This is a genomic window from Shewanella sp. Isolate7, from assembly GCF_022398425.1.
GTDB lineage: Bacteria > Pseudomonadota > Gammaproteobacteria > Enterobacterales > Shewanellaceae > Shewanella.
The window spans coordinates 1-18,507 of sequence record NZ_JAKEVJ010000011.1 but is presented as its reverse complement, the minus strand read 5'-3'; the positions used below and the strand labels follow the sequence as shown (position 1 = coordinate 18,507).

Genomic DNA, 18,507 nt, shown 5'->3' with positions numbered 1-18,507 from the left:
CAACTGATGCAACCACTCATTCAGTAACTGGTGCTGCACTAAGCTTTGACCCTAATGGTGGTAATCACAACAAGAACAATAAGAGTGAGATAGATGGAATTACGACACTTAAGGCACTTCATTGTACTGGCAAGGTTGAAGAGTTTTAGTAAGGCGGCTAACGAGTTACATCTGGCCCTGACGGAATATGGCCGTCTGGTGTTGGCCCAGGGGGAGTTGATCGTCAGTCAGCTGGAATATCTGGAGTCTGAGATCAAAACCAAACAGGGGCTGGAGCAGGCTAAGCTTGCCATTGGCGCCAGTCCTATTCCGTCCAACAGTATTATCGGGTCGGTGGTAGGCAGGTTTGTTCGCGATAACCCAGATATTTCTCTGGAGCTAAAGGTTGAGAGTTGGAGCCGGCTCTACAAGCTGCTCAAGGGGGAGCTGGACATGTTTGTCGCCGAGACCAATGTCACCTTGCTGGATCAGCGAGACAATGTGGTGACCCAATGCCTGCCGCAGTCAGAGGCGATCTTCTGCTGTCGTCCCAACCATCCCCTCACTCGCCTGAAAACAGTTTACTTGCCGAGTCTGCGCGATTATCCCCTCGGCATGCCCAGCGCCATGCCGCAGCCGCTGAGGCAAAAATATGAGGATCTGTTCGATGAAGACAGACATGATTTTGTTGGCCTGGTGAAATATGCCCAGTTTCAGCCCATCAAGTCGGCCATCAAGGAGTGTGACATGGTGGTTATCACCCCAGATATCTCGGTACGAGAGGAGCTGGCGTCCGGCGAGCTGGTGGCTTTGGACGTAGTGGGGGGGCCGAGCATCCAGGCGAGCTTTAGTGTGGTCTCGATGAAGAATCGTCGCTTGAGTCATAGTGCAGAGCAGTTTATCGACTCCCTATTGCATCACTCGGCGGCCAAGGTGGTCGGCTTTTAACTGGTTTATGCCGCTCGTAATAAAACGGGCCCGATAGCGGGCCCTTTTTGATGCGAAGATTCAGGTCGTCGGCCTCAGTCCTAGCGCTACTTGAGATTGATATCGCCGCTGATGGTGTTGATCTGGATATCGGCGCTGCCATTGCCCATCTGGAACTGTAGCGAGCTACCCGGGCCATACTTAGGTCGTTTGGGCTTGTCCTGTGTCAGGCGATTGTCTATGTCGCCGCTGGGGCCGCCGTCGATGTTGAAGGTGGCATCGATATTCGCCGGCAGGCTGAAGCTGATGTCACCACTGACGCTCTCCAGGCTGGCCTTGGTGGTTAGGCCGGAGACAGACAGGTTAAGATCGCCGCTGACGCTCTGGGCCTTGAGGCGCTCTACCTTATCCAGGCTGACCTTAGCATCTCCCGATACCAGCTCGATAGAGACTTGCTCGGCGCCGCTGTCTGCGTTGAGCTTGCCGCTTACCAGGGTGTAGCTGACTTTACCCAGGCTCTGCTTGTCTTCGATGTTACCCGACACGGTTTCCAGCTTGAGCTTGCCTTGCAGCGACTGGCTGACAATGTCGCCCGAGACGGTATTGATGCTGACCTGTTCGCCCAAGCCGTCGGCCTTGATGTTGCCGCTGACGGTTTGCACATTGATGTCGCCCGAGAGCTCACTCACTTTATAGTTGGCCGAGACGCCTTCGCTGTAGAGCTTGAGCTGTTTAGGCACCTTGATGGTGAGGCGCGAGCCCTCCTTGTTACTGCCCGAGTAGTGACGGGGCAGCTTGTCTTCGATTGAGATAGTACCGGCGTTTTGCTCCACGGTTAGGCCTTCACTCAGCTCATCCAGGGTGCCGGTGACAGTGATGGCGGACTGATCCCAAGGCAAAATCTCGACCTCACCGCGCTGCACCTCGAGATTTAGGCGTAGGTCTCCTTGAACCTCTATGCGTTTATCCACGCTCTGGGCCGCCAGTGCAGATTGGCTCAATAGTAGAAAGGGCAATGCCAATGCGGTGGTTTTTAGCTGTATTTTCATATCATCTCTCCTGTTGTATCACGATCGACAGGGAGTTTTTGCCCCTGCTTGATCAACTCTATTTCGCGTTGCTGCGTCCATAGCCAGAGCTGCCACAGCTGTTTGTCTGTCGGGTTGAGTTTTAGTGCCTCATAGATCTCCTTGGCAGCTGTCCTGAGTTGTTCTATGCCTTGCTCGACCGGCTGGCTGTATGGGCTAGTGCGCCAGTCGACGTGTTTGGTTAGGCTCAGGGTATCGACGCTGGCCTGATGTTGGGCCTGAATTGTGGCTAGGGTCTGCAACAGGGCATCGTTCTCGGTATCGACGCTCGCAGGCCAGAGGCTCAATTTACCCACCAAGAGCGCCAACAGCAGGGTGGAGGCGATAGCCATGGGGCGCCAGTAGTGATTTGTGGTGCTTACTGGGGCATCGAGGCGCTGGTCTATTTCCTGCCAGAGATCCCGCTCAGGGGCCATCTCTTTCGGCGTTTGTGCCAGCAGGCGTGTTAGTTTGTCTGCCTTATCTGTCATGAGACCATCTCCTGCAGTAATTTCTTGGCCCTGTGGTACTGCGCCTTGCTGGTGCCGGGGGCTATCTTGAGGCGTCTGGCGATCTCGTCGTGTTGATAGCCCTCCAGGGCATAGAGGACGAAGACGATACGAGCGCGCTCCGGCAGTTTTAGCAGCAACTTGTCCACCCCCTGATATTCGTCGAAGGCGACCGCGGCCGTTTGCGCCTCTTCGCCGGGCATGAATCGGGCCCAGAAGCTCTTGTGTTTCTTGATACAGCTCAAGGCCTGATTCACCGTCAGGCTGTGAAGCCAGGTCGTAAACTGGCTCTTGCCATCGAACAAGGGCAGCTTCTGCCACAGGCGGACAAAGGTCTCCTGAGTGGCCTCTTCCGCCAGCTCGGCCTGACCGGCCAGGCGAAAACAGAGGGCATATACGCGTCTGTGATGCTGATCAAAGAGTTGCCGAAATGCGGTCTTGTCGCCTTGCTTGGCGCGCTCGACCAATACGACATCGAGGAGCTGGTGAGCATCATCTGGACTCGTGAGTGCGCTCAAATTTGTCTTCCCTGTGAGTGAACAATACCTATTAGACATAGGCAGAGTTTGAAAAGGTTTAATGCGATATGAAAAAAGTTTGGCTTAAGGTAGCGCAGCGGAGATCGAATGCCAACTTGGGGGAAGCGGTAGCAGTAGAAATCGAGTGTCAAAGAGAAGTGGGGCGGCAGCGCCGCCCCTTAATCTCATCTTATTAGCGTTAGGCTTGTTTTTCGTATACCAGTTGGGCACCCACCAGATCGGCCAGCGCCGTGCCAACCGACTTAAACAGTGTGATGGCGTGGTTGTCAGAGCGAGGAGCATCTGCCCGAGGAGCATCTTGGTCAGGAGATTCTTGGCAAGGAGAGTCCTGGCGTGGAGAGTCCTGGCGTGGAGAGAGCGTGCCCCGGCACAGATCGGCTAGTTCGCCCCTAACCTGAGACAGTTCGAACACCCCTTCCGAGACAGGAATTAACAGCTCGCCCGCCTCGGCGAAGACGTTGACCTTGGCATCCACATAAACCTCGGCCCTGGCAATCAGGTCGCTGTCACATTCTCGTCTGTCATGATGATGGTTGCCCACCAGATCCACATGGGTACCGGGAGACACCCAGGCGGAATCGAACAATGGCGAAGGTGCACTTGTGGCGCAGCTGATGATGTCGGCCGCGGCCACAGCCCGGGGAAGATCGTCGCAGGCCTTCACTTCTATCTGCGGCGCGCCAGCCTGTATGGCGCTGATGGTCTTGTCGACCTTGGCGTCTGAGCGTCCCCACACGGTGATTTTTTCAATCGGCCTGACACTGGCGTGCGCCAGTGCCATGAAGGCAGCCAACCGGCCCGTGCCAAACAGCAGCAGATGTTTGGCGTCTGATCGAGCCAGATACTGGCTCGCCAATGCCGACACCGCCGCGGTGCGCCAGTAGGTGACGCTGGTGCCATCGACTAAGGCCTGTGGTTCACCTGTATCACGATTAAAGATCAAAATCTTGGAGTAGAGGCTTTCCAGCTCGGAAGATTTTTTCGGGTTGCCAGGAAAATAGGTAAAGGCTTTCACCGCTATGGTCTTCTGGTTCCAGGCCGGCAGCACGGCAAAGGCATCGCTGTGGCTGTCGTCTAATGGAAACACCTGGCGCTGTGGCATTCCGGCGGGCTGGGCAAATGTTTCTCTCAGTGCGGCGATTAGGCTGGGAAAGTCTAGTGCCTGATGGACCGCATCGGCATCGATAACTCGCATATTACCTCCTGTTAGTTTTGAATAATGTATCCAATTTTTAAGTGGGTTAAAAGTAGCTAAGTGGTATTTCGATATGGGAAGTTGATTTTTTAGTCAGTCGTGACTGGCAAGCACATGAATTATTAATAATTCATTAAAGATGAATGTATGTAAGTCGATAGTTACTATACTCAATATTGGAATCACTTTTGCCATTCCAAGGTGTTAATTGTCGTTGAAGACAAGTAAAGCAATCACTCAAATAAAAGGATCTCCCTTTATGCTCATTCGTCACAAATTACTCGTTAGCGCAGCAGTGTCTATCTGTTCTGTGATAGCGATGTTTGGTTTGCAGCGTTTTTCGGCGGCAAAGCTGGATGATTTGTCCCATGCTGCACAACAAGTTATCGAACTTGAAAAGGATGTTTTGAGTTTACGTCGAGATGAAAAAGACTTCTTTGCGCGATTGGATCTGACCTATATAGATAGACACAAACAGCAGGGTAGGGAATTGGAGGAGAAGATCGCCAGTCTGGGGGCGATCTTCGAGCGTCACGATATCTCGCAAAGCGATCTGCAGGCCTTTAGGCAGAACGTGACACGTTATGAGTCTATCTTTGCCGAGGTTACCGAGCTGCAAAAGCAGATCGGTTTGCATCCCAAAGATGGCCTGTATGGGGCGCTGCGCGGCGCGGTGCACAACGTAGAGACCCTGGTGAAGGAGAAAAACGAACCCGAACTCATGGTGACCATGTTGCAGCTGCGCCGTAACGAAAAGGATTTTATGCTCAGGCGTGCCTTGAGTTATCTGGATAAGTTCAATGCTAACTTGAGTCTGCTGAGACAGCAGGTGGCTGGCGCCATGTTGGGCGATTCGGTCAAAGGGGAGCTCAATGCCCTGATCGACGATTATGAGAAAAACTTCGAGGCCTTGGTGAGCAAAGAGCAAGAGCTGGGATTGGACAAAGACAGTGGCCGTATGGCGACGCTACGAGACAGTATCGCCTCGGCCGAGAAGGCTTTGGTGCAACTTAAGGGTCAGTCCCTGGATGCCATTTATGCCGCCGAGAGTGCAACCGTCACCGTCAGTATCATTATCTTCGTGTTGATCACCCTGGTGTTAATTGGATTCACCCTGGCAATCATTCGCAGCATCATGGAGCCGGTACAGCGGATCAGCGATGCGATCTCTCGTATCGAGGCGACCAAAGATCTGACATTGAGATGCGATACCAAGGTAGATGACGAGATCGGCCAGATAGCTCGCCACTTCAATAGCATGGTCGAGTCGTTTCAGTCGCTGATCAGAGAGGTGTTGACCTCGGTCGAGGTGGTCAATCACTCCTGCCAGGAGCTGTCGGAGAACTCCACGCGCGCCTCGGAAGGGGTGGGGCGTCAGCTCAATGAGACAGATATGGTGGCGACCGCGATCACCGAGATGGGCGCGACCATAGATGAGATCGCCAGCAATACCGAGTTGGCAGCGGAACGTGCCGGTAATACCCATGACAATGCCCAACAGGGCCAGGTAGGCGTTGAACACACCATAGAGAAGATCCAGGCATTGGCGGCGCAGCTGACCGATTCGGCTCAGGTGGTCTCCGAGCTTGAGAAAGACAGCGAGACCATAGGAAGTGTGTTGGATGTGATCCGTGGCATTGCCGAGCAGACCAACCTGCTTGCGCTAAACGCCGCCATCGAGGCGGCCAGAGCCGGTGAGCAGGGCAGAGGCTTTGCCGTGGTGGCCGATGAGGTGAGAAGCCTGGCGATGCGCACCCAGGAGTCGACCGAGGAGATCGCCGGGATCATCCAGACCCTGCAGTCTCGTACCCGCTCCATAGTGCAACTCATGGAAGCGACCCAAAGACAGGGGATAGAAAGTGCCGATCAGGCGGCGAGCGCCGGTGCCTTGCTGGAGCAGATCAACGCCGATGTCACCAACATCATGGATATGAGTACGCAAATTGCCGCGGCCATCGAGGAGCAGAGCATGGTGGCCTCAGAGGTGAATAAGAATGTGGTGGTGATTCGCGACATTGCCGCCGAGTCGGCCCAGGCGGCGGATGAGAACGCTAAGGCCTCTGACGATGTGAAGGCGCGAACCCAGGTACTCTATCAGGCCGTGAGTCTGTTTAAGATTTAAACGCTTGGTATAAAAGGGAGGTCTAGCCTCCCTTTTTTTTGAAATTTATTTGTGAAATGCAGGGTTTATACTCAAATTCTGTCGCCGGGTCGACTAAGCTAATCTAGAGTGCAGGACATAAAGAGCGTGGTCGATGCGATTAAATCACTTCCTGAATATTTTAGCCCTTGGGCTCCTGTTGTTGTCGTTTCTGACTGTAAGCTGTATCTATTATCTTATCTACCTGCCTAGAATCGAAGAGCAAGTGATCTCGAGGCAAGGCAGAGATCTTCAGGCGGTTCAGCAAGGGATCGCCTATGCCCAGAAAAATCTCGATACCCTATGTTACGACTATGCCATCTGGGATGACATGGTGACCTTTGTCGATAATGTGTCGCCTCAATTTGCCAAGAAAAATCTCTTTGATAATGCCTTCGAGGCGGCCAACGTAGATGGATTCTATGTGTTTAACCGCCAGAATCAGCTGGTGTGGCAATATAGCAGTGGTGCCGAGTTTGTTTCTCAGAGTCTGCCCCTCTCCAAGGCGCAATTTGTCGGCAAGATACTTCCTTCGAAGGCCGAGATGGATGGCAATCGTCCGTCGGTGCGCAGCGGCTTGCTGCGCATGAATGACAAAGTGGTCTACTTTAGTAACGTGACCGTCATGCCAAGTAGTGGTGAGGGGCAGGTTGCGGGTAGCCTGCTGGCCGTGCGTAATGTGAGTCAGGCGATTCATGAGGAGATAGAGCAATTTAGTCTGATAAAGTTTGAGCTGGAGGTGTTGGCTCAGCCTAAGCTAGAGGGTCAGATCTCATTGGGATTTCGAGAGCCGCCCAAGGTGGACAAGATTGCCGCGCAACACGCCTGGTATCTGCATGACGCACTCAGTGTGCCGTCGCTCAAGATCACCGTGAATCACGACAGAAGCCTGCTTCCCTCTATCTTTACCGTAGAGTCGATCTTGATGTTCTTAAGTGTCTTGGTGATGTCCTACATAGCCATCATCCCCTTCTCGGCGCTGGTGGTCAGGCCGCTTCGAGTTGCCAACGCCGTGCTGGATAAGATGGCCCATCGCGGCGTGCTCTTGACCATGCCGACCGCTTGGGCAATCACAGAGGTGGCCAAGCTGACCGAATCCTTCAACCTGGTGGTGGAGAAGCTACAGCGCCATCAGAATTATCTGGAATCCCTCTCCTTTAACGATCCTCTCACCGGTATCGCTAACCGTCGCAGCTTAGAAGTCTTTGCTGAGCGTGCCCATAAGCAGTGGCGTGAGGGTAAGGGGGCGATAGGTTTCATCATGTTGGATATCGACTTCTTTAAGCCTTATAACGACACGGTTGGGCATCAGAGTGGCGATCAGGCGCTTATCAAGGTGGCGCAGGCGCTGATGCTCGAGTGTCGTCGCCGCGGCGAGTTGGTCACTCGCTATGGTGGAGAGGAGTTTTGCGTGGTGATCCATGGCGACAACATGGCTCAGATGGAGCTGCTGGCAAAGCGGATGCTGCAGAGAGTGCGCGATCTCAATATCTATCACCAGGCTTCACCCTTCGAGATCATCACCGTCAGCATGGGCGCCGTACTCTACGATGGTTATCATCCCGAGTTTGCCAATGACGATTGGCAGCAGATGATCAGGCTCGCCGATGAGCAGCTTTATAAGGCAAAAGAGAGTGGGCGGAATAACCTACAGGTACTGCATCGTAAGGTTAGTCCGCTGTTTGTGGTGGGGTGAGTCACAGCTTGAAGGTGATCACTTGCTGGCGCATCGAGTCGGCGAGTGAGGTAAGCTGAGCGATGGAGTGTCCCAGCTCTAAGGCCGATTCTGTCGATTGACTGGCTATGTCACTGATGGCGATGATACTGCGGTTAATGCTCTCGGCAACACTGCTCTGCTCTTCCGCTGCCGTAGCAATATGGGTGTTCATCTCGGTGATGTTATCGACCGAGGCAACGATCTCTTGTAGCGCTTCGCCGGCCTTGTTGGTTTGCTGATTGGCATCATCCACCTGTTTAATGCCCACATCCATGGCGGTGACCGCCTCGTTTACCCCGCTCTGTAGTGTCTCTATCATGGTTTCTATCTCTTGCGTCGCCTCCTGAGTGCGCTGGGCGAGGGAGCGAACCTCGTCGGCGACCACGGCAAAGCCGCGCCCCTGCTCTCCAGCCCTGGCGGCCTCGATGGCGGCGTTGAGGGCCAGCAGGTTGGTCTGTTCGGCAATGCCCTTGATAACACTCAGTACGCTGCCGATATGTTGGCTCTCGTGAGACAGATGGGTGATCACCTCTGAGGTGCTTTGGATCTGCATCGACAAGGCCTGCATACTGCTAATCGACAGCTGGACGATCTCATTGCCGTTGGCGGCGAATCGGTCGGCATTTCTGGCCGAGTCGGCGGCGGCTGTGGTGCTCTGGGCTACCTCGTTGACCGTTGCTGTCATTTCATTCATGGCGGTGGCGGTCTGTTCCGTCTCTGCCTGTTGCTGCTGAATGCGGGCGTTGGAGACCTGGGTAAACTCGTTGAGGGCTAACGCCGAGTCGCTGACGCTGTTGGCCGCATGGGTGACTCCCTTGAGGATGCCTCGCAGGTGGTGAAAGACATCGTTGAGCCGGGTCGAGATTAGGCCGAGTTCGTCGTTGTTGAGTTGGTCGAAGGTGACAGTGAGATCCGAGTCTTGCTGTATGGTCAGTAGCTGGGTACGTATGTGGTTGATCGGTTTCATCACGCTACGGTTAATCCAGATACCTAGCACTATGCTGGCAACGGCGGCGACCAGGGTGATGAGCAAGAAGAGGGTGAGGGAAGATTGGTAGATCTCGGCAACCCTGTCCTTTTCCTCGCCGGCGACCTTGAGTTGCAGGCTGATTAACTCGGCGATGGTGCCACTGATGGGATCGATCACCCGGTAGAGGGGAATAATCTCATCTCGCAGTTGGCCGGCAATATTGCCAGACTTACCGTTGAGCAGCTGCTCCAGGTGGGCGATTCTTTGGTTGGCCGGGACAAATAGGTGTTCGGCTTCATCGACCAGTCGTTGTTCATCCTTGGTGAGTTGGGTGGCGATGTATTGGCGCCACTTTTTGTCTATGTTGTTACTTGCTTCCTGCAGGGCCTGGTTTGCCTGTTCGGCGCTGAAATCACCGGCATTGGCCTTGTTGATGGCGTCGATAACAGATACCGCGTAATCATCGGCAATCACCTTGAGATCTTCCAGTGGAACGACTCTATCGTTATAGATGGTGACGACACCTTTCTCGATATTATTCATCATATTGATTGCTAAGATGCAGATACAGATGAGGAGCGAGAGGGGGAGTAAGATACCGAAAGCCATCTTGTGCTTGATTTGAATATTGTTCATATAGATACCCAAAAAAAGGAGTAAATAGCAGAAAGCTAAAACTTATGTCGTGTCTATAGGTATAGCAAAAGATTGAAATGGGTAGAGTTGAATAGAAACAAAAAAGCCTCGCAGTGCGAGGCTTTTTTGTTTGGTGCGCTAGGCACCCTAGAATATGGTGCCCGAACCCGGAATCGAACCAGGGACACGAGGATTTTCAATCCTCTGCTCTACCGACTGAGCTATTCGGGCGACGGGGTGCATTAAAAGGCTTTTGCGCATTTGAGTCAACACATTTTTGCAAAAACTTTGTTTATCTGGCCCGTTTGGATAACTTTTACCCGAAACGTCGATTTTTAGATCAAATGTCGAGATTCAGGGGATCTGTCGAGGTTGAAACAGGGCGGAGGACCGAGTCATCTATATTGGTTAAGTACTGAGTAAGTTAGGCTGCTAATGTCGACCAATAAGCGACTAAAGCTGCGCGTGGGTCATAGAGGCGGATATAAAAAAGCCCCGCGTTGCGGGGCCTCTTAAATCATTGGCTACTCTGTATGAACAGACTGGCTTACTTGAGCATGTCGTTGTTGGGGAAGTTACTCTGCATCACCATGAGTACGTGATCTTTGAGTTTCTGCTGGCCGAGTTCCTCGTAGGCGGTCGCCATGATTTCCAGAGCGCGCTCGGTAGATGGCGTACCTGGGTAGGTTTCCAGCACTGTCTGGGCGCGCACGGCGGCGGCGCTCCAGGCATTCATCTTGATATAGTATTCCGCGACGGTAATGGCGTATTTGGCCAGACGGTTCTTTAAGAACTGCATGCGTTTCTGGGCATCGGCGGCATACTTGCTGTTGGGATACTGCTTGATCAGACGATCGAAGTCTTTAAAGGCGTCTTGCGCCGCCTTGGGATCACGGTCGGTCCTGTCTATGTTGAGCATGTCGTGGAACATATAGTTGTCCGACTGCATGTTCACCAGGCCACGCATATAATAGACATAGTCGATATCTTTATGTGTGGGGTTAAGGCGAATGAAGCGATCGATGTTGGCGATGCCCGATGCCGAATCGTCCAACTTGTAGTATGCGTAGATCAGGTCTAACTGTACCTGCGTCTTGTGTGGGCCGAAGGGATAACGAGAGTCTAGCGCCTCTAATGAGCGTACCGCTTTACTATAATTACCCAGCTCCATCGAGGTTCTGGCTTGAGAATAGAGGACTTCGGGGGAAGATTTGCTCAGTTCGATATCATCTTCTGGTTTACTACTACACGCCGCTAAGGCCAATGACAACAAGGCGATAGCTGCGCCTTTAGCAAAATTATGCATACTTGAATTCGATTCTTTGTAAGTTGTTGTTTAAGAATTTTTCCATTTCACGATAAAATAGAAACAATCCGATTGTAACAGATAGCACTTTATTTTGGACCCCAAAACGCGGGTACGGTTCCTATGACACAAGAGATTAATCTAAAAAGCGAGATCACAGCAACACAAACCGGGCAGAGATTAGACCAAACCTTGGCCGAGTTGTTCCCTGATTACTCCCGTACACGTATTAAAGAGTGGATTCAGGCTGGTGCCGTCTACGTCGATGGTATGGTGCAGACTAAACCGAGAGAAAAGGTCCTAGAGGGGCAGGAGATTGAGATTGAAGCCACCCTCAAGGAAGAGATCAAGGCCGAGGCGCAGGCGATCGATTTAGACATCGTCTACGAAGATGACCATATTATCGTGGTCAATAAGCAGGCTGGCCTGGTGGTTCACCCCGGCGCAGGCAACAGCGACGGCACCCTGATGAACGCGCTCTTGCATCACTGCCCTGAAATTGAGCTGGTGCCAAGGGCCGGTATCGTACATCGTCTCGATAAGGACACTACAGGTTTGATGGTAGTGGCAAAGACAGTCGAGGCGCAGACCCACCTGGTAGCGGCCTTGCAGGCACGTGAGATCACCCGTGAATATGAGGCGATCGTCTCCGGCACCATGACGGCCGGTGGCGTGGTCGATGAACCGATTGCGCGCCATCCGACCAAGCGTACTCATATGGCGGTGCACCACGGCGGTCGCCCCTCGGTGACCCATTACCGTGTGGCGGAGAAGTTCCGTGCCCATACCCGTCTACGCCTACGCCTGGAAACCGGCCGTACCCACCAGATCAGGGTGCACATGGCACACATAGGCCATATTTTAGTCGGTGATCCTGTCTATGGTGGTCGCCCACGTCCACCTAAGAAGGCCACGCCTGAATTGATGGAGGCGCTAAACGGCTTTAAGCGTCAGGCGCTGCACGCCGTTCGCCTTGAGCTGGCGCACCCCTTCACCTGCGAGATCATGAGCTGGCAGGCGCCAATTCCTGAAGATATGGTGGCCTTAACTCAAGCCCTGCGTGATGACACCAAGGCTCATCCGGCAGAATATTAATCATGTTGCCTCAAGACTGGTTCATCCCGCCTGGCGTGAAGCTGGCTTTTAGCCAGCGTCAGGGGGGCGTGAGCCTGTCACCCTTCGATAGCCTCAATCTTGGCGACCATGTGGGCGACGACCCCGAGCTTGTGCGTCAAAACCGTTTGCTTGCGGCAAAGGCTCTGGGCATGTCAGCCGAGCCAGCCTGGCTGCAGCAAGTTCATGGCATCGAGCTGGTGAATCTGGACCAGGATGTTAACCGCACCGCAGACGGCAGTTTCTGTCGCAGTGGCGAGCATGTGTGTGTGGTGATGACCGCCGACTGCCTGCCAGTGCTGATTTGCGATCGTGCGGCGACTCAGGTGGCGGCGGTACATGCCGGTTGGCGCGGTTTGTGTAATGGCATCGTCGAGGCGGCTATCGCCGAGTTTGATGCGCCTGCCGAAGAGCTACTCCTCTATCTTGGCCCTTGTATAGGCCCGGATGCCTTCGAGGTCGGCGGTGAGGTTAGGGCGCAGTTTATCGCTCAGCATGCTGAAACCGCAGACTTTTTTAAGCCGAGCGCCGATAGGTTTTTAGCCGATCTGCAAGGGATAGCCCGCTATCGTGCTGAGCGTCTCGGTGTTGGCGGCGTCTATCAATTGCCCCACTGCACCTATAGCTTGAGTGCCGACTATTTCTCCTATCGCCGCGAGGCGAAAACCGGTCGTATGGCCTCTTTTATCTGGCTGGAAAACTAGTACAAAAATTCAGCAATTTTTCTCTTGTTGCTTGAATCCTCCTAAAAAGCCCCCATCTATACTGGTAACAAAGCACTGAAGGTTTCCTTCATTCGTTAATTTTTTAGGAGGCTGTATGCGACTCGATCGTATGACGAACAAATTCCAGATAGCAATCTCCGATGCTCAGTCATTAGCGTTGGGGCGTGACCATCAGTTTATCGAGCCGATTCATCTGATGATGGCGTTGCTTAACCAAGATGGCGGTTCTATCCATCCATTGCTGACCCAGGCCGGGATCTCGGTTAGCACCTTGCGTTCTGCCCTGAGTCAGGAGCTAGAACGTTTACCTCAAATTGAGGGCACAGGCGGTGACGTTCAGCTGTCGCAGGCGCTGATTCGCCTGTTGAATCTGTGTGACAAATTGGCGCAAAAGCGTAAAGACAAGTATATCTCCAGCGAACTCTTCGTGTTGGCCGCCCTTGAGGGCAGCGACGCGTTGGCGCAATGCCTGAAGAAATCGGGCGCCACCAAGGAACTGCTGGAGAAGACCATCGAAGAGGTGCGTCTTGGCAAGAATATCGATGACCCTAACGCCGAAGATCAGCGTCAGGCGCTGAAGAAGTTTACCGTGGATCTGACCGAGCGCGCCGAGCAGGGCAAGCTGGATCCCGTGATCGGCCGTGATGATGAGATCCGCCGTACGATTCAGGTGCTGCAACGCCGCAGCAAGAACAACCCTGTACTCATCGGTGAGCCGGGCGTAGGTAAGACAGCCATCGTCGAGGGCCTGGCCCAACGCATCATCAATGGCGAGGTGCCTGAGGGGATCAAGAATAAGCGGGTGTTGTCACTCGACTTAGGTGCGCTGGTGGCCGGTGCTAAGTATCGTGGTGAATTCGAGGAGCGTCTCAAGGCGGTACTCAATGAGCTGGCGCAGGAAGAGGGCCAGGTGATCCTCTTCATCGATGAGCTACATACCATGGTCGGCGCAGGTAAGAGTGATGGCGCCATGGATGCGGGTAACATGCTTAAGCCGGCATTGGCCAGAGGTGACCTGCACTGTGTCGGTGCCACCACCTTGGATGAATATCGGCAATATATCGAGAAAGATGCCGCGCTCGAGCGTCGTTTTCAGAAGGTGCTGGTGGATGAGCCAAGCGTCGAAGACACCATCGCGATTTTACGTGGCCTGAAAGAGCGCTATGAGCTGCACCACCATGTGGAGATCACCGATCCGGCCATCGTGGCGGCGGCCAGCATGTCTCATCGCTATATCTCTGACAGAAAACTGCCCGATAAGGCGATCGACCTCATCGATGAGGCGGCCTCCAGTATCCGTATGCAGATAGATTCTAAGCCCGAGCCACTGGACAGGTTAGAGCGCCGCACCATACAGCTTAAGCTGGAGGAGCAGGCCCTGATCAAAGAGAGTGACGAGGCCAGTCAGCGTCGTCTTAGCACCTTGCGCAGTGAGCTAGCCGAAGTCGAGGCCAAGGCCGCCGAACTTAACGAGGTCTGGCATACCGAGAAGGCAGCACTGGCAGGCACCCAGCATATCAAGGCGGATCTCGAGCAGGCCCGTATGGATCTCGAGGTGGCGAGGCGTGCAGGGGATCTGACCCGCATGTCGGAGCTGCAATATGGCCGTATTCCCGAGCTCGAGAAACAGCTGGATCTGGCGGCGCAGGCCGAGATGCAGGATATGACGCTGTTGCGTAACAAGGTCTCCGACGTGGAGATTGCCGAAGTCCTGTCTAAGGCGACCGGTATCCCTGTGTCTAAGATGCTCGAAGGGGAAAAAGAGAAGCTGTTACACATGGAAGAAGCGCTGCATACCCGGGTGATTGGACAAAACGAGGCCGTGGATGCGGTGGCTAATGCCATTCGTCGCAGCCGCGCCGGACTTGCGGATCCGAATCGTCCTATCGGCTCCTTCCTCTTCCTCGGCCCTACCGGTGTGGGTAAGACTGAGCTGTGTAAGTCATTGGCGAAGTTCCTGTTCGATACCGAATCGGCCATGGTGCGTATCGATATGTCCGAGTTTATGGAGAAGCATTCGGTGTCACGCCTGGTTGGTGCGCCTCCAGGGTATGTAGGCTATGAAGAGGGTGGTTATCTCACCGAAGCGGTGAGACGTAAGCCTTATTCGGTGATCTTGCTCGATGAGGTGGAAAAGGCTCATCCCGACGTGTTCAACATCCTGCTGCAGGTGCTGGACGATGGTCGCCTGACCGATGGTCAGGGGCGTACGGTGGATTTCCGTAATACAGTGGTGATCATGACCTCGAACCTGGGCTCAGATGTAATTCAAGAACGCTTCGGTATTGCCAGTTATGCCGAGATGAAGAGTGAGGTGATGAATGTGGTGACACACAGCTTCAGGCCCGAGTTCCTCAACCGTATCGATGAAAGCGTGGTCTTCCACCCATTGGAGTCAGAGCATATCGCTCATATTGCGCAGATCCAGATAGACAATCTGAAGGCGCGCTTGGCGGAGAAAGACTTTGAGCTTGAGGTGAGTGACGATGCCTTAGCCTTGATCGCTCAGGCTGGATTCGACCCTGTCTATGGTGCAAGGCCGCTGAAGCGTGCCCTGCAGCAAGAGGTCGAAAACCCACTGGCGCAGAAACTCTTGAGCGGCGAGCTGTTACCCGGCGCACCAATCAAGGTCGATGCCGCGGGGGGCGAGCTCGCCTTTCATCAATGAGGCTCGCTCTTGTAACTTAGCTTTGTAATTTAGTCTCGTGACTTAGTTCGGTAGCTTAGTTCGATTGCTTAGTCCAATTACTCAGTCCTGTAAAAAGCCCAAACCTAGGTTTGGGCTTTTTTTATCAGGGGCATCAGATTGCACTTGTCTATTATTTGAACTAGTTTGCAAAGGGCGGTATCTCTTCCTAATTTGAGTTTTTATACAGTGAAGGAGTATTGGATGAAAGCAAGGTTAGCAGTTATAGCATCTCTGGCCGTATTGATGACGGCATGTCGCTCGGCACCAGAGGAAAGCAGCGGCCCGTATTTTATCGGTGTGGGCAGTGTCGATTATGACAGCCTCTATCGTTTTGGTTACAACACTGGCTGTCGAAGCGCCGGTTACCTGAAACAAAATCCAGGCGCCGATACCTTAGAAGGGATGAAGGATAAGGTGTTGGATGGCTTGAGCGAATTTGACAAGGGCTGGAATGCGGGCATCCAGGCCTGCCAGGATGGCGTGAGTCGCTCTATGTATATGGTGAAAGGTAGCAGTTCGAAAGGCGCTAGTAAGTAGAAGTCGAACAGGGTTCTATAAGAAACATCAAGCGACAACCGCGGCATGTCGGGTTGTCGCTTCTACTTCTATATATATTTATTTGACGCAGAAGAGTTTGATACGTTGTTTCTGCGCGGCGATCTCTGATTGCCTATCTTCCTCAGTCATGCGCACCATTTCACCACTTTCTTCATTCTTACGTGTCAGGCGAGTATAGGTCTCGAGTACGCTCAACTGATGCTTGGCATTTTCGCAGATGGCTTGGGCTTGGGCCTTATCTTTCTCGTTGATCGCTTCGGCGGCTAACGCGGCCTCGCTTTTTGGTTCTCCCTGTTTTTCAGTGACCTTAGGGGCGGTAAAGCCGACTTTTTTCTGTTCGATATCTTCGCTATAGAGTTTTTCTGTCTTAGCCTCGGGAGGCTTTTCCTGGCTGTAGTGGGTGACTCCGTTTTCGTCTACCCACTTATAGATGGTCGTTGCCAGCGCGGGGGCACAAAGGAATAGGCTAAGTAGTGCGCTAAGATAAAATTTTCCGGTCATCATAGTGTCCATATTTAGGCCGGGAGAGAGTGCAAGAGATGCCTCATCTGCCAACAATTAGAGGTCCGTATAAAAAGTGAGCTTAAATCTGTGTTATCTTTCTATTTTATCAAGATAACCTTGCTCCTTATTATATGCAAAATTTAAACAAAGAGACGGTTAAGAACCGCGGTATCTACCTTTTACCTAACTTGTTCACCACAGCGGGATTGTTTTCCGGCTTCTATGCGGTGATTGCCTCCATGAATGGCCACTTTGAAGCGGCGGCGATCGCCATCTTTGTCGCCATGATCTTCGACGGTGTCGACGGACGGGTCGCAAGGATGACTAATACCCAGAGTGCATTCGGCGCCGAATATGACAGCATGGCCGATATGGTCTCCTTCGGGGTCGCCCCCGCGTTGATCGCCTATAACTGGGCCTTGGCCGATCTGGGCAAGGTCGGTTGGTTGGCCGCATTTATCTATTGTGCCGGTGCCGCATTACGACTGGCGCGTTTCAATACCCAGGTTGGCGTCGCCGATAAGCGCTACTTTCAGGGATTGGCGAGTCCTGCCGCCGCGGCTATCATCGCTGGAGCAATCTGGACGGGCACCTATTATGAGATTGAGGGCCAACAGGTAAGTATATTGGCGCTGCTAATGACAGCTTGTGCCGGTCTCTTGATGGTGAGTAACTTCCGTTACTACTCCTTTAAAGACTATGACTGGCGCGGCCGGGTTAACTTTATGGTCATTCTGGCACTGGTGGGCCTGTTTGTGGTGGTTTCGGTGCAACCAGCGACCATCTTGTTTATCGTCTTTAGTCTCTACGCCCTCTCTGGCCCTATCTATACCATACGCACGGTAAAGAAATTAAAGGTGAGTCATGTGGTGGGTGATGAGAACGATGCCGACATTACTCAAGAGACGAATACACAAGAGACAGATACTCAAGAGACAGATACTCAAGAGACAGATACTCAAGAGATAGATACTCAAGAGATAGATACTGAATGCGAGGCCAAACAAACTGAGCAAGACTCAGAAGATGCCGACAAGAAGCAGTAACAGCCGCACAGTAATGAGTCCTTGCAACGGGGATAAATGGGGGCTGTGACAGCCTTTTAATGAGGTCGCTAAGATTTTTGGCAGAGTGAATGTTTTTGTGCCAAACTTATTTTCCGGTTTTGAACAAGCGCTGCTTGAACTTGATAGGATCAAAATCGATAGGGTAACCAAAGGTTGTGTTGTTATCGTTACTCGCTTGTTGGCGTTGTGTGTGGGTTTTGGCTGGGTAAACCACCTTTTGGGTGTTTTTTGTTCGATAGATTGCTTTTGTCAAAAAAGCCCTTGCACAAAAGATTTGGCTCCCTATAATGCGCTCCCACTGACACGGCAAACGGCGCTACTTAGCGAAGCGAGTAGGCAAGCTGGTCGAGTCAAGGTAACAAGCGGTTCAAGTTTTTAAGCCGGTGGTTACAGTGCGATAGCACAGTAATTAACCACTTGAAAGTTTTTTGAAAAAAGCGCTTGACGCCGACAGGGAGAAGCGTAGAATACGCAGCCCTAGCCCGCTGGACTCCAGTATGAGGCGAACGTTCTTTAACAAGATAAAACAAGAAATCTGTGTGGACACTCACAGGTATTGAGTTAATCGAAAACGATTTAAATCTCAATGCAATTCTTTACTAGAGATAGTGAGAGTCCATAGTAATATGTACAAACATCCTTAGATTCTTCCGAGTCTAAGTGATGAATCAGAATTCATTGAGTCGCTTCCTTTTGAATAAAGAGTGGAGCAGAAAAACTTTTAATTGAAGAGTTTGATCATGGCTCAGATTGAACGCTGGCGGCAGGCCTAACACATGCAAGTCGAGCGGTAACATTTCAAAAGCTTGCTTTTGAAGATGACGAGCGGCGGACGGGTGAGTAATGCCTAGGGAACTTAGGGAACT

At 52.7% G+C, this 18,507-nt stretch carries 15 protein-coding genes, 1 tRNA gene and 1 rRNA gene; 9 read left to right on the top strand and 8 right to left on the bottom strand.

The annotated features are described in order from the left end of the window. Positions 1 to 93: 93 nt before the first annotated feature. A complete protein-coding gene (locus L1D47_RS04085) occupies positions 94 to 927 on the top strand; it encodes a LysR family transcriptional regulator (protein WP_239882671.1) in 834 nt (277 codons plus the stop codon). Positions 928 to 1,013: 86 nt separating this feature from the next. On the opposite strand, the gene L1D47_RS04080 is transcribed toward L1D47_RS04085, so the two are convergent. The 4 genes from L1D47_RS04080 to L1D47_RS04065 form a co-directional block, all read right to left on the bottom strand. Continuing rightward, positions 1,014 to 1,955: a DUF4097 family beta strand repeat-containing protein gene (locus L1D47_RS04080; protein ID WP_239882670.1), complete on the bottom strand. Its 942-nt coding sequence runs from the start codon at positions 1,953 to 1,955 to the stop codon at positions 1,014 to 1,016. After that, positions 1,952 to 2,464, bottom strand: coding sequence for a hypothetical protein (locus L1D47_RS04075; RefSeq protein ID WP_239882669.1), 513 nt, complete (start codon positions 2,462 to 2,464; stop codon positions 1,952 to 1,954). The genes L1D47_RS04080 and L1D47_RS04075 overlap by 4 nt, the downstream gene beginning before the upstream one ends. Continuing rightward, a complete protein-coding gene (locus L1D47_RS04070; protein ID WP_239882668.1) occupies positions 2,461 to 3,000 on the bottom strand; it encodes an RNA polymerase sigma factor in 540 nt (179 codons plus the stop codon). Before L1D47_RS04070 ends, L1D47_RS04075 begins: the two co-directional genes overlap by 4 nt. 199 nt (positions 3,001 to 3,199) lie before the next feature. After that, on the bottom strand, positions 3,200 to 4,216 hold the full coding sequence (locus L1D47_RS04065; protein WP_239882667.1) for an ornithine cyclodeaminase family protein: 1,017 nt from the start codon (positions 4,214 to 4,216) through the stop codon (positions 3,200 to 3,202). A 259-nt stretch (positions 4,217 to 4,475) separates the two neighbouring features. Between L1D47_RS04065 and L1D47_RS04060 the strand changes: the two genes are divergently transcribed. Continuing rightward, positions 4,476 to 6,338 (top strand): methyl-accepting chemotaxis protein, encoded by a 1,863-nt coding sequence (locus tag L1D47_RS04060; protein ID WP_239882666.1) that lies wholly within the window; start codon positions 4,476 to 4,478, stop codon positions 6,336 to 6,338. A 133-nt stretch (positions 6,339 to 6,471) separates the two neighbouring features. Beyond that, positions 6,472 to 8,052: a diguanylate cyclase gene (locus L1D47_RS04055; RefSeq protein ID WP_239882665.1), complete on the top strand. Its 1,581-nt coding sequence runs from the start codon at positions 6,472 to 6,474 to the stop codon at positions 8,050 to 8,052. A gap of 1 nt (position 8,053) precedes the next feature. Here L1D47_RS04055 and L1D47_RS04050 read toward each other — a convergent pair whose 3' ends face one another. The 3 genes from L1D47_RS04050 to L1D47_RS04040 form a co-directional block, all read right to left on the bottom strand. Next, the gene (locus L1D47_RS04050; RefSeq protein ID WP_239882664.1) at positions 8,054 to 9,679 is read right to left on the bottom strand and encodes a HAMP domain-containing methyl-accepting chemotaxis protein; all 1,626 of its coding nucleotides are present in this window, start codon (positions 9,677 to 9,679) and stop codon (positions 8,054 to 8,056) included. Between the two features lie 155 nt (positions 9,680 to 9,834). After that, a tRNA-Phe gene (locus L1D47_RS04045) sits at positions 9,835 to 9,910 on the bottom strand. A gap of 316 nt (positions 9,911 to 10,226) precedes the next feature. Then, a complete protein-coding gene (locus tag L1D47_RS04040; protein ID WP_011866748.1) occupies positions 10,227 to 10,985 on the bottom strand; it encodes an outer membrane protein assembly factor BamD in 759 nt (252 codons plus the stop codon). Positions 10,986 to 11,108: 123 nt separating this feature from the next. Here L1D47_RS04040 and rluD point away from each other — a divergent pair, with 123 nt between their 5' ends. The 4 genes from rluD (at position 11,109) to L1D47_RS04020 (ending at position 16,049) form a co-directional block, all read left to right on the top strand. Further along, positions 11,109 to 12,080, top strand: a complete 972-nt coding sequence (rluD, locus tag L1D47_RS04035; RefSeq protein WP_239882663.1) for a 23S rRNA pseudouridine(1911/1915/1917) synthase RluD — start codon at positions 11,109 to 11,111, stop codon at positions 12,078 to 12,080. A 2-nt stretch (positions 12,081 to 12,082) separates the two neighbouring features. Further along, positions 12,083 to 12,802: a peptidoglycan editing factor PgeF gene (gene pgeF / locus L1D47_RS04030; RefSeq protein ID WP_239882662.1), complete on the top strand. Its 720-nt coding sequence runs from the start codon at positions 12,083 to 12,085 to the stop codon at positions 12,800 to 12,802. Between the two features lie 115 nt (positions 12,803 to 12,917). Then, positions 12,918 to 15,491, top strand: a complete 2,574-nt coding sequence (gene clpB, locus L1D47_RS04025; RefSeq protein ID WP_041508723.1) for an ATP-dependent chaperone ClpB — start codon at positions 12,918 to 12,920, stop codon at positions 15,489 to 15,491. A gap of 222 nt (positions 15,492 to 15,713) precedes the next feature. Further along, complete coding sequence (locus tag L1D47_RS04020) at positions 15,714 to 16,049, top strand: hypothetical protein (protein ID WP_239882661.1); 336 nt, start codon at positions 15,714 to 15,716, stop codon at positions 16,047 to 16,049. Positions 16,050 to 16,127: 78 nt separating this feature from the next. Here the strand turns inward: L1D47_RS04020 and L1D47_RS04015 are convergent, their stop codons facing one another. Continuing rightward, positions 16,128 to 16,571, bottom strand: coding sequence for a DUF4124 domain-containing protein (locus L1D47_RS04015; protein WP_239882660.1), 444 nt, complete (start codon positions 16,569 to 16,571; stop codon positions 16,128 to 16,130). 134 nt (positions 16,572 to 16,705) lie between these two features. Between L1D47_RS04015 and pssA the strand changes: the two genes are divergently transcribed. Both pssA and L1D47_RS04005 read left to right on the top strand, forming a co-directional pair. After that, on the top strand, positions 16,706 to 17,620 hold the full coding sequence (gene pssA, locus L1D47_RS04010) for a CDP-diacylglycerol--serine O-phosphatidyltransferase (protein ID WP_239882659.1): 915 nt from the start codon (positions 16,706 to 16,708) through the stop codon (positions 17,618 to 17,620). 743 nt (positions 17,621 to 18,363) lie between these two features. Continuing rightward, positions 18,364 to 18,507, top strand: a 16S ribosomal RNA gene (locus L1D47_RS04005); the annotation flags it as partial.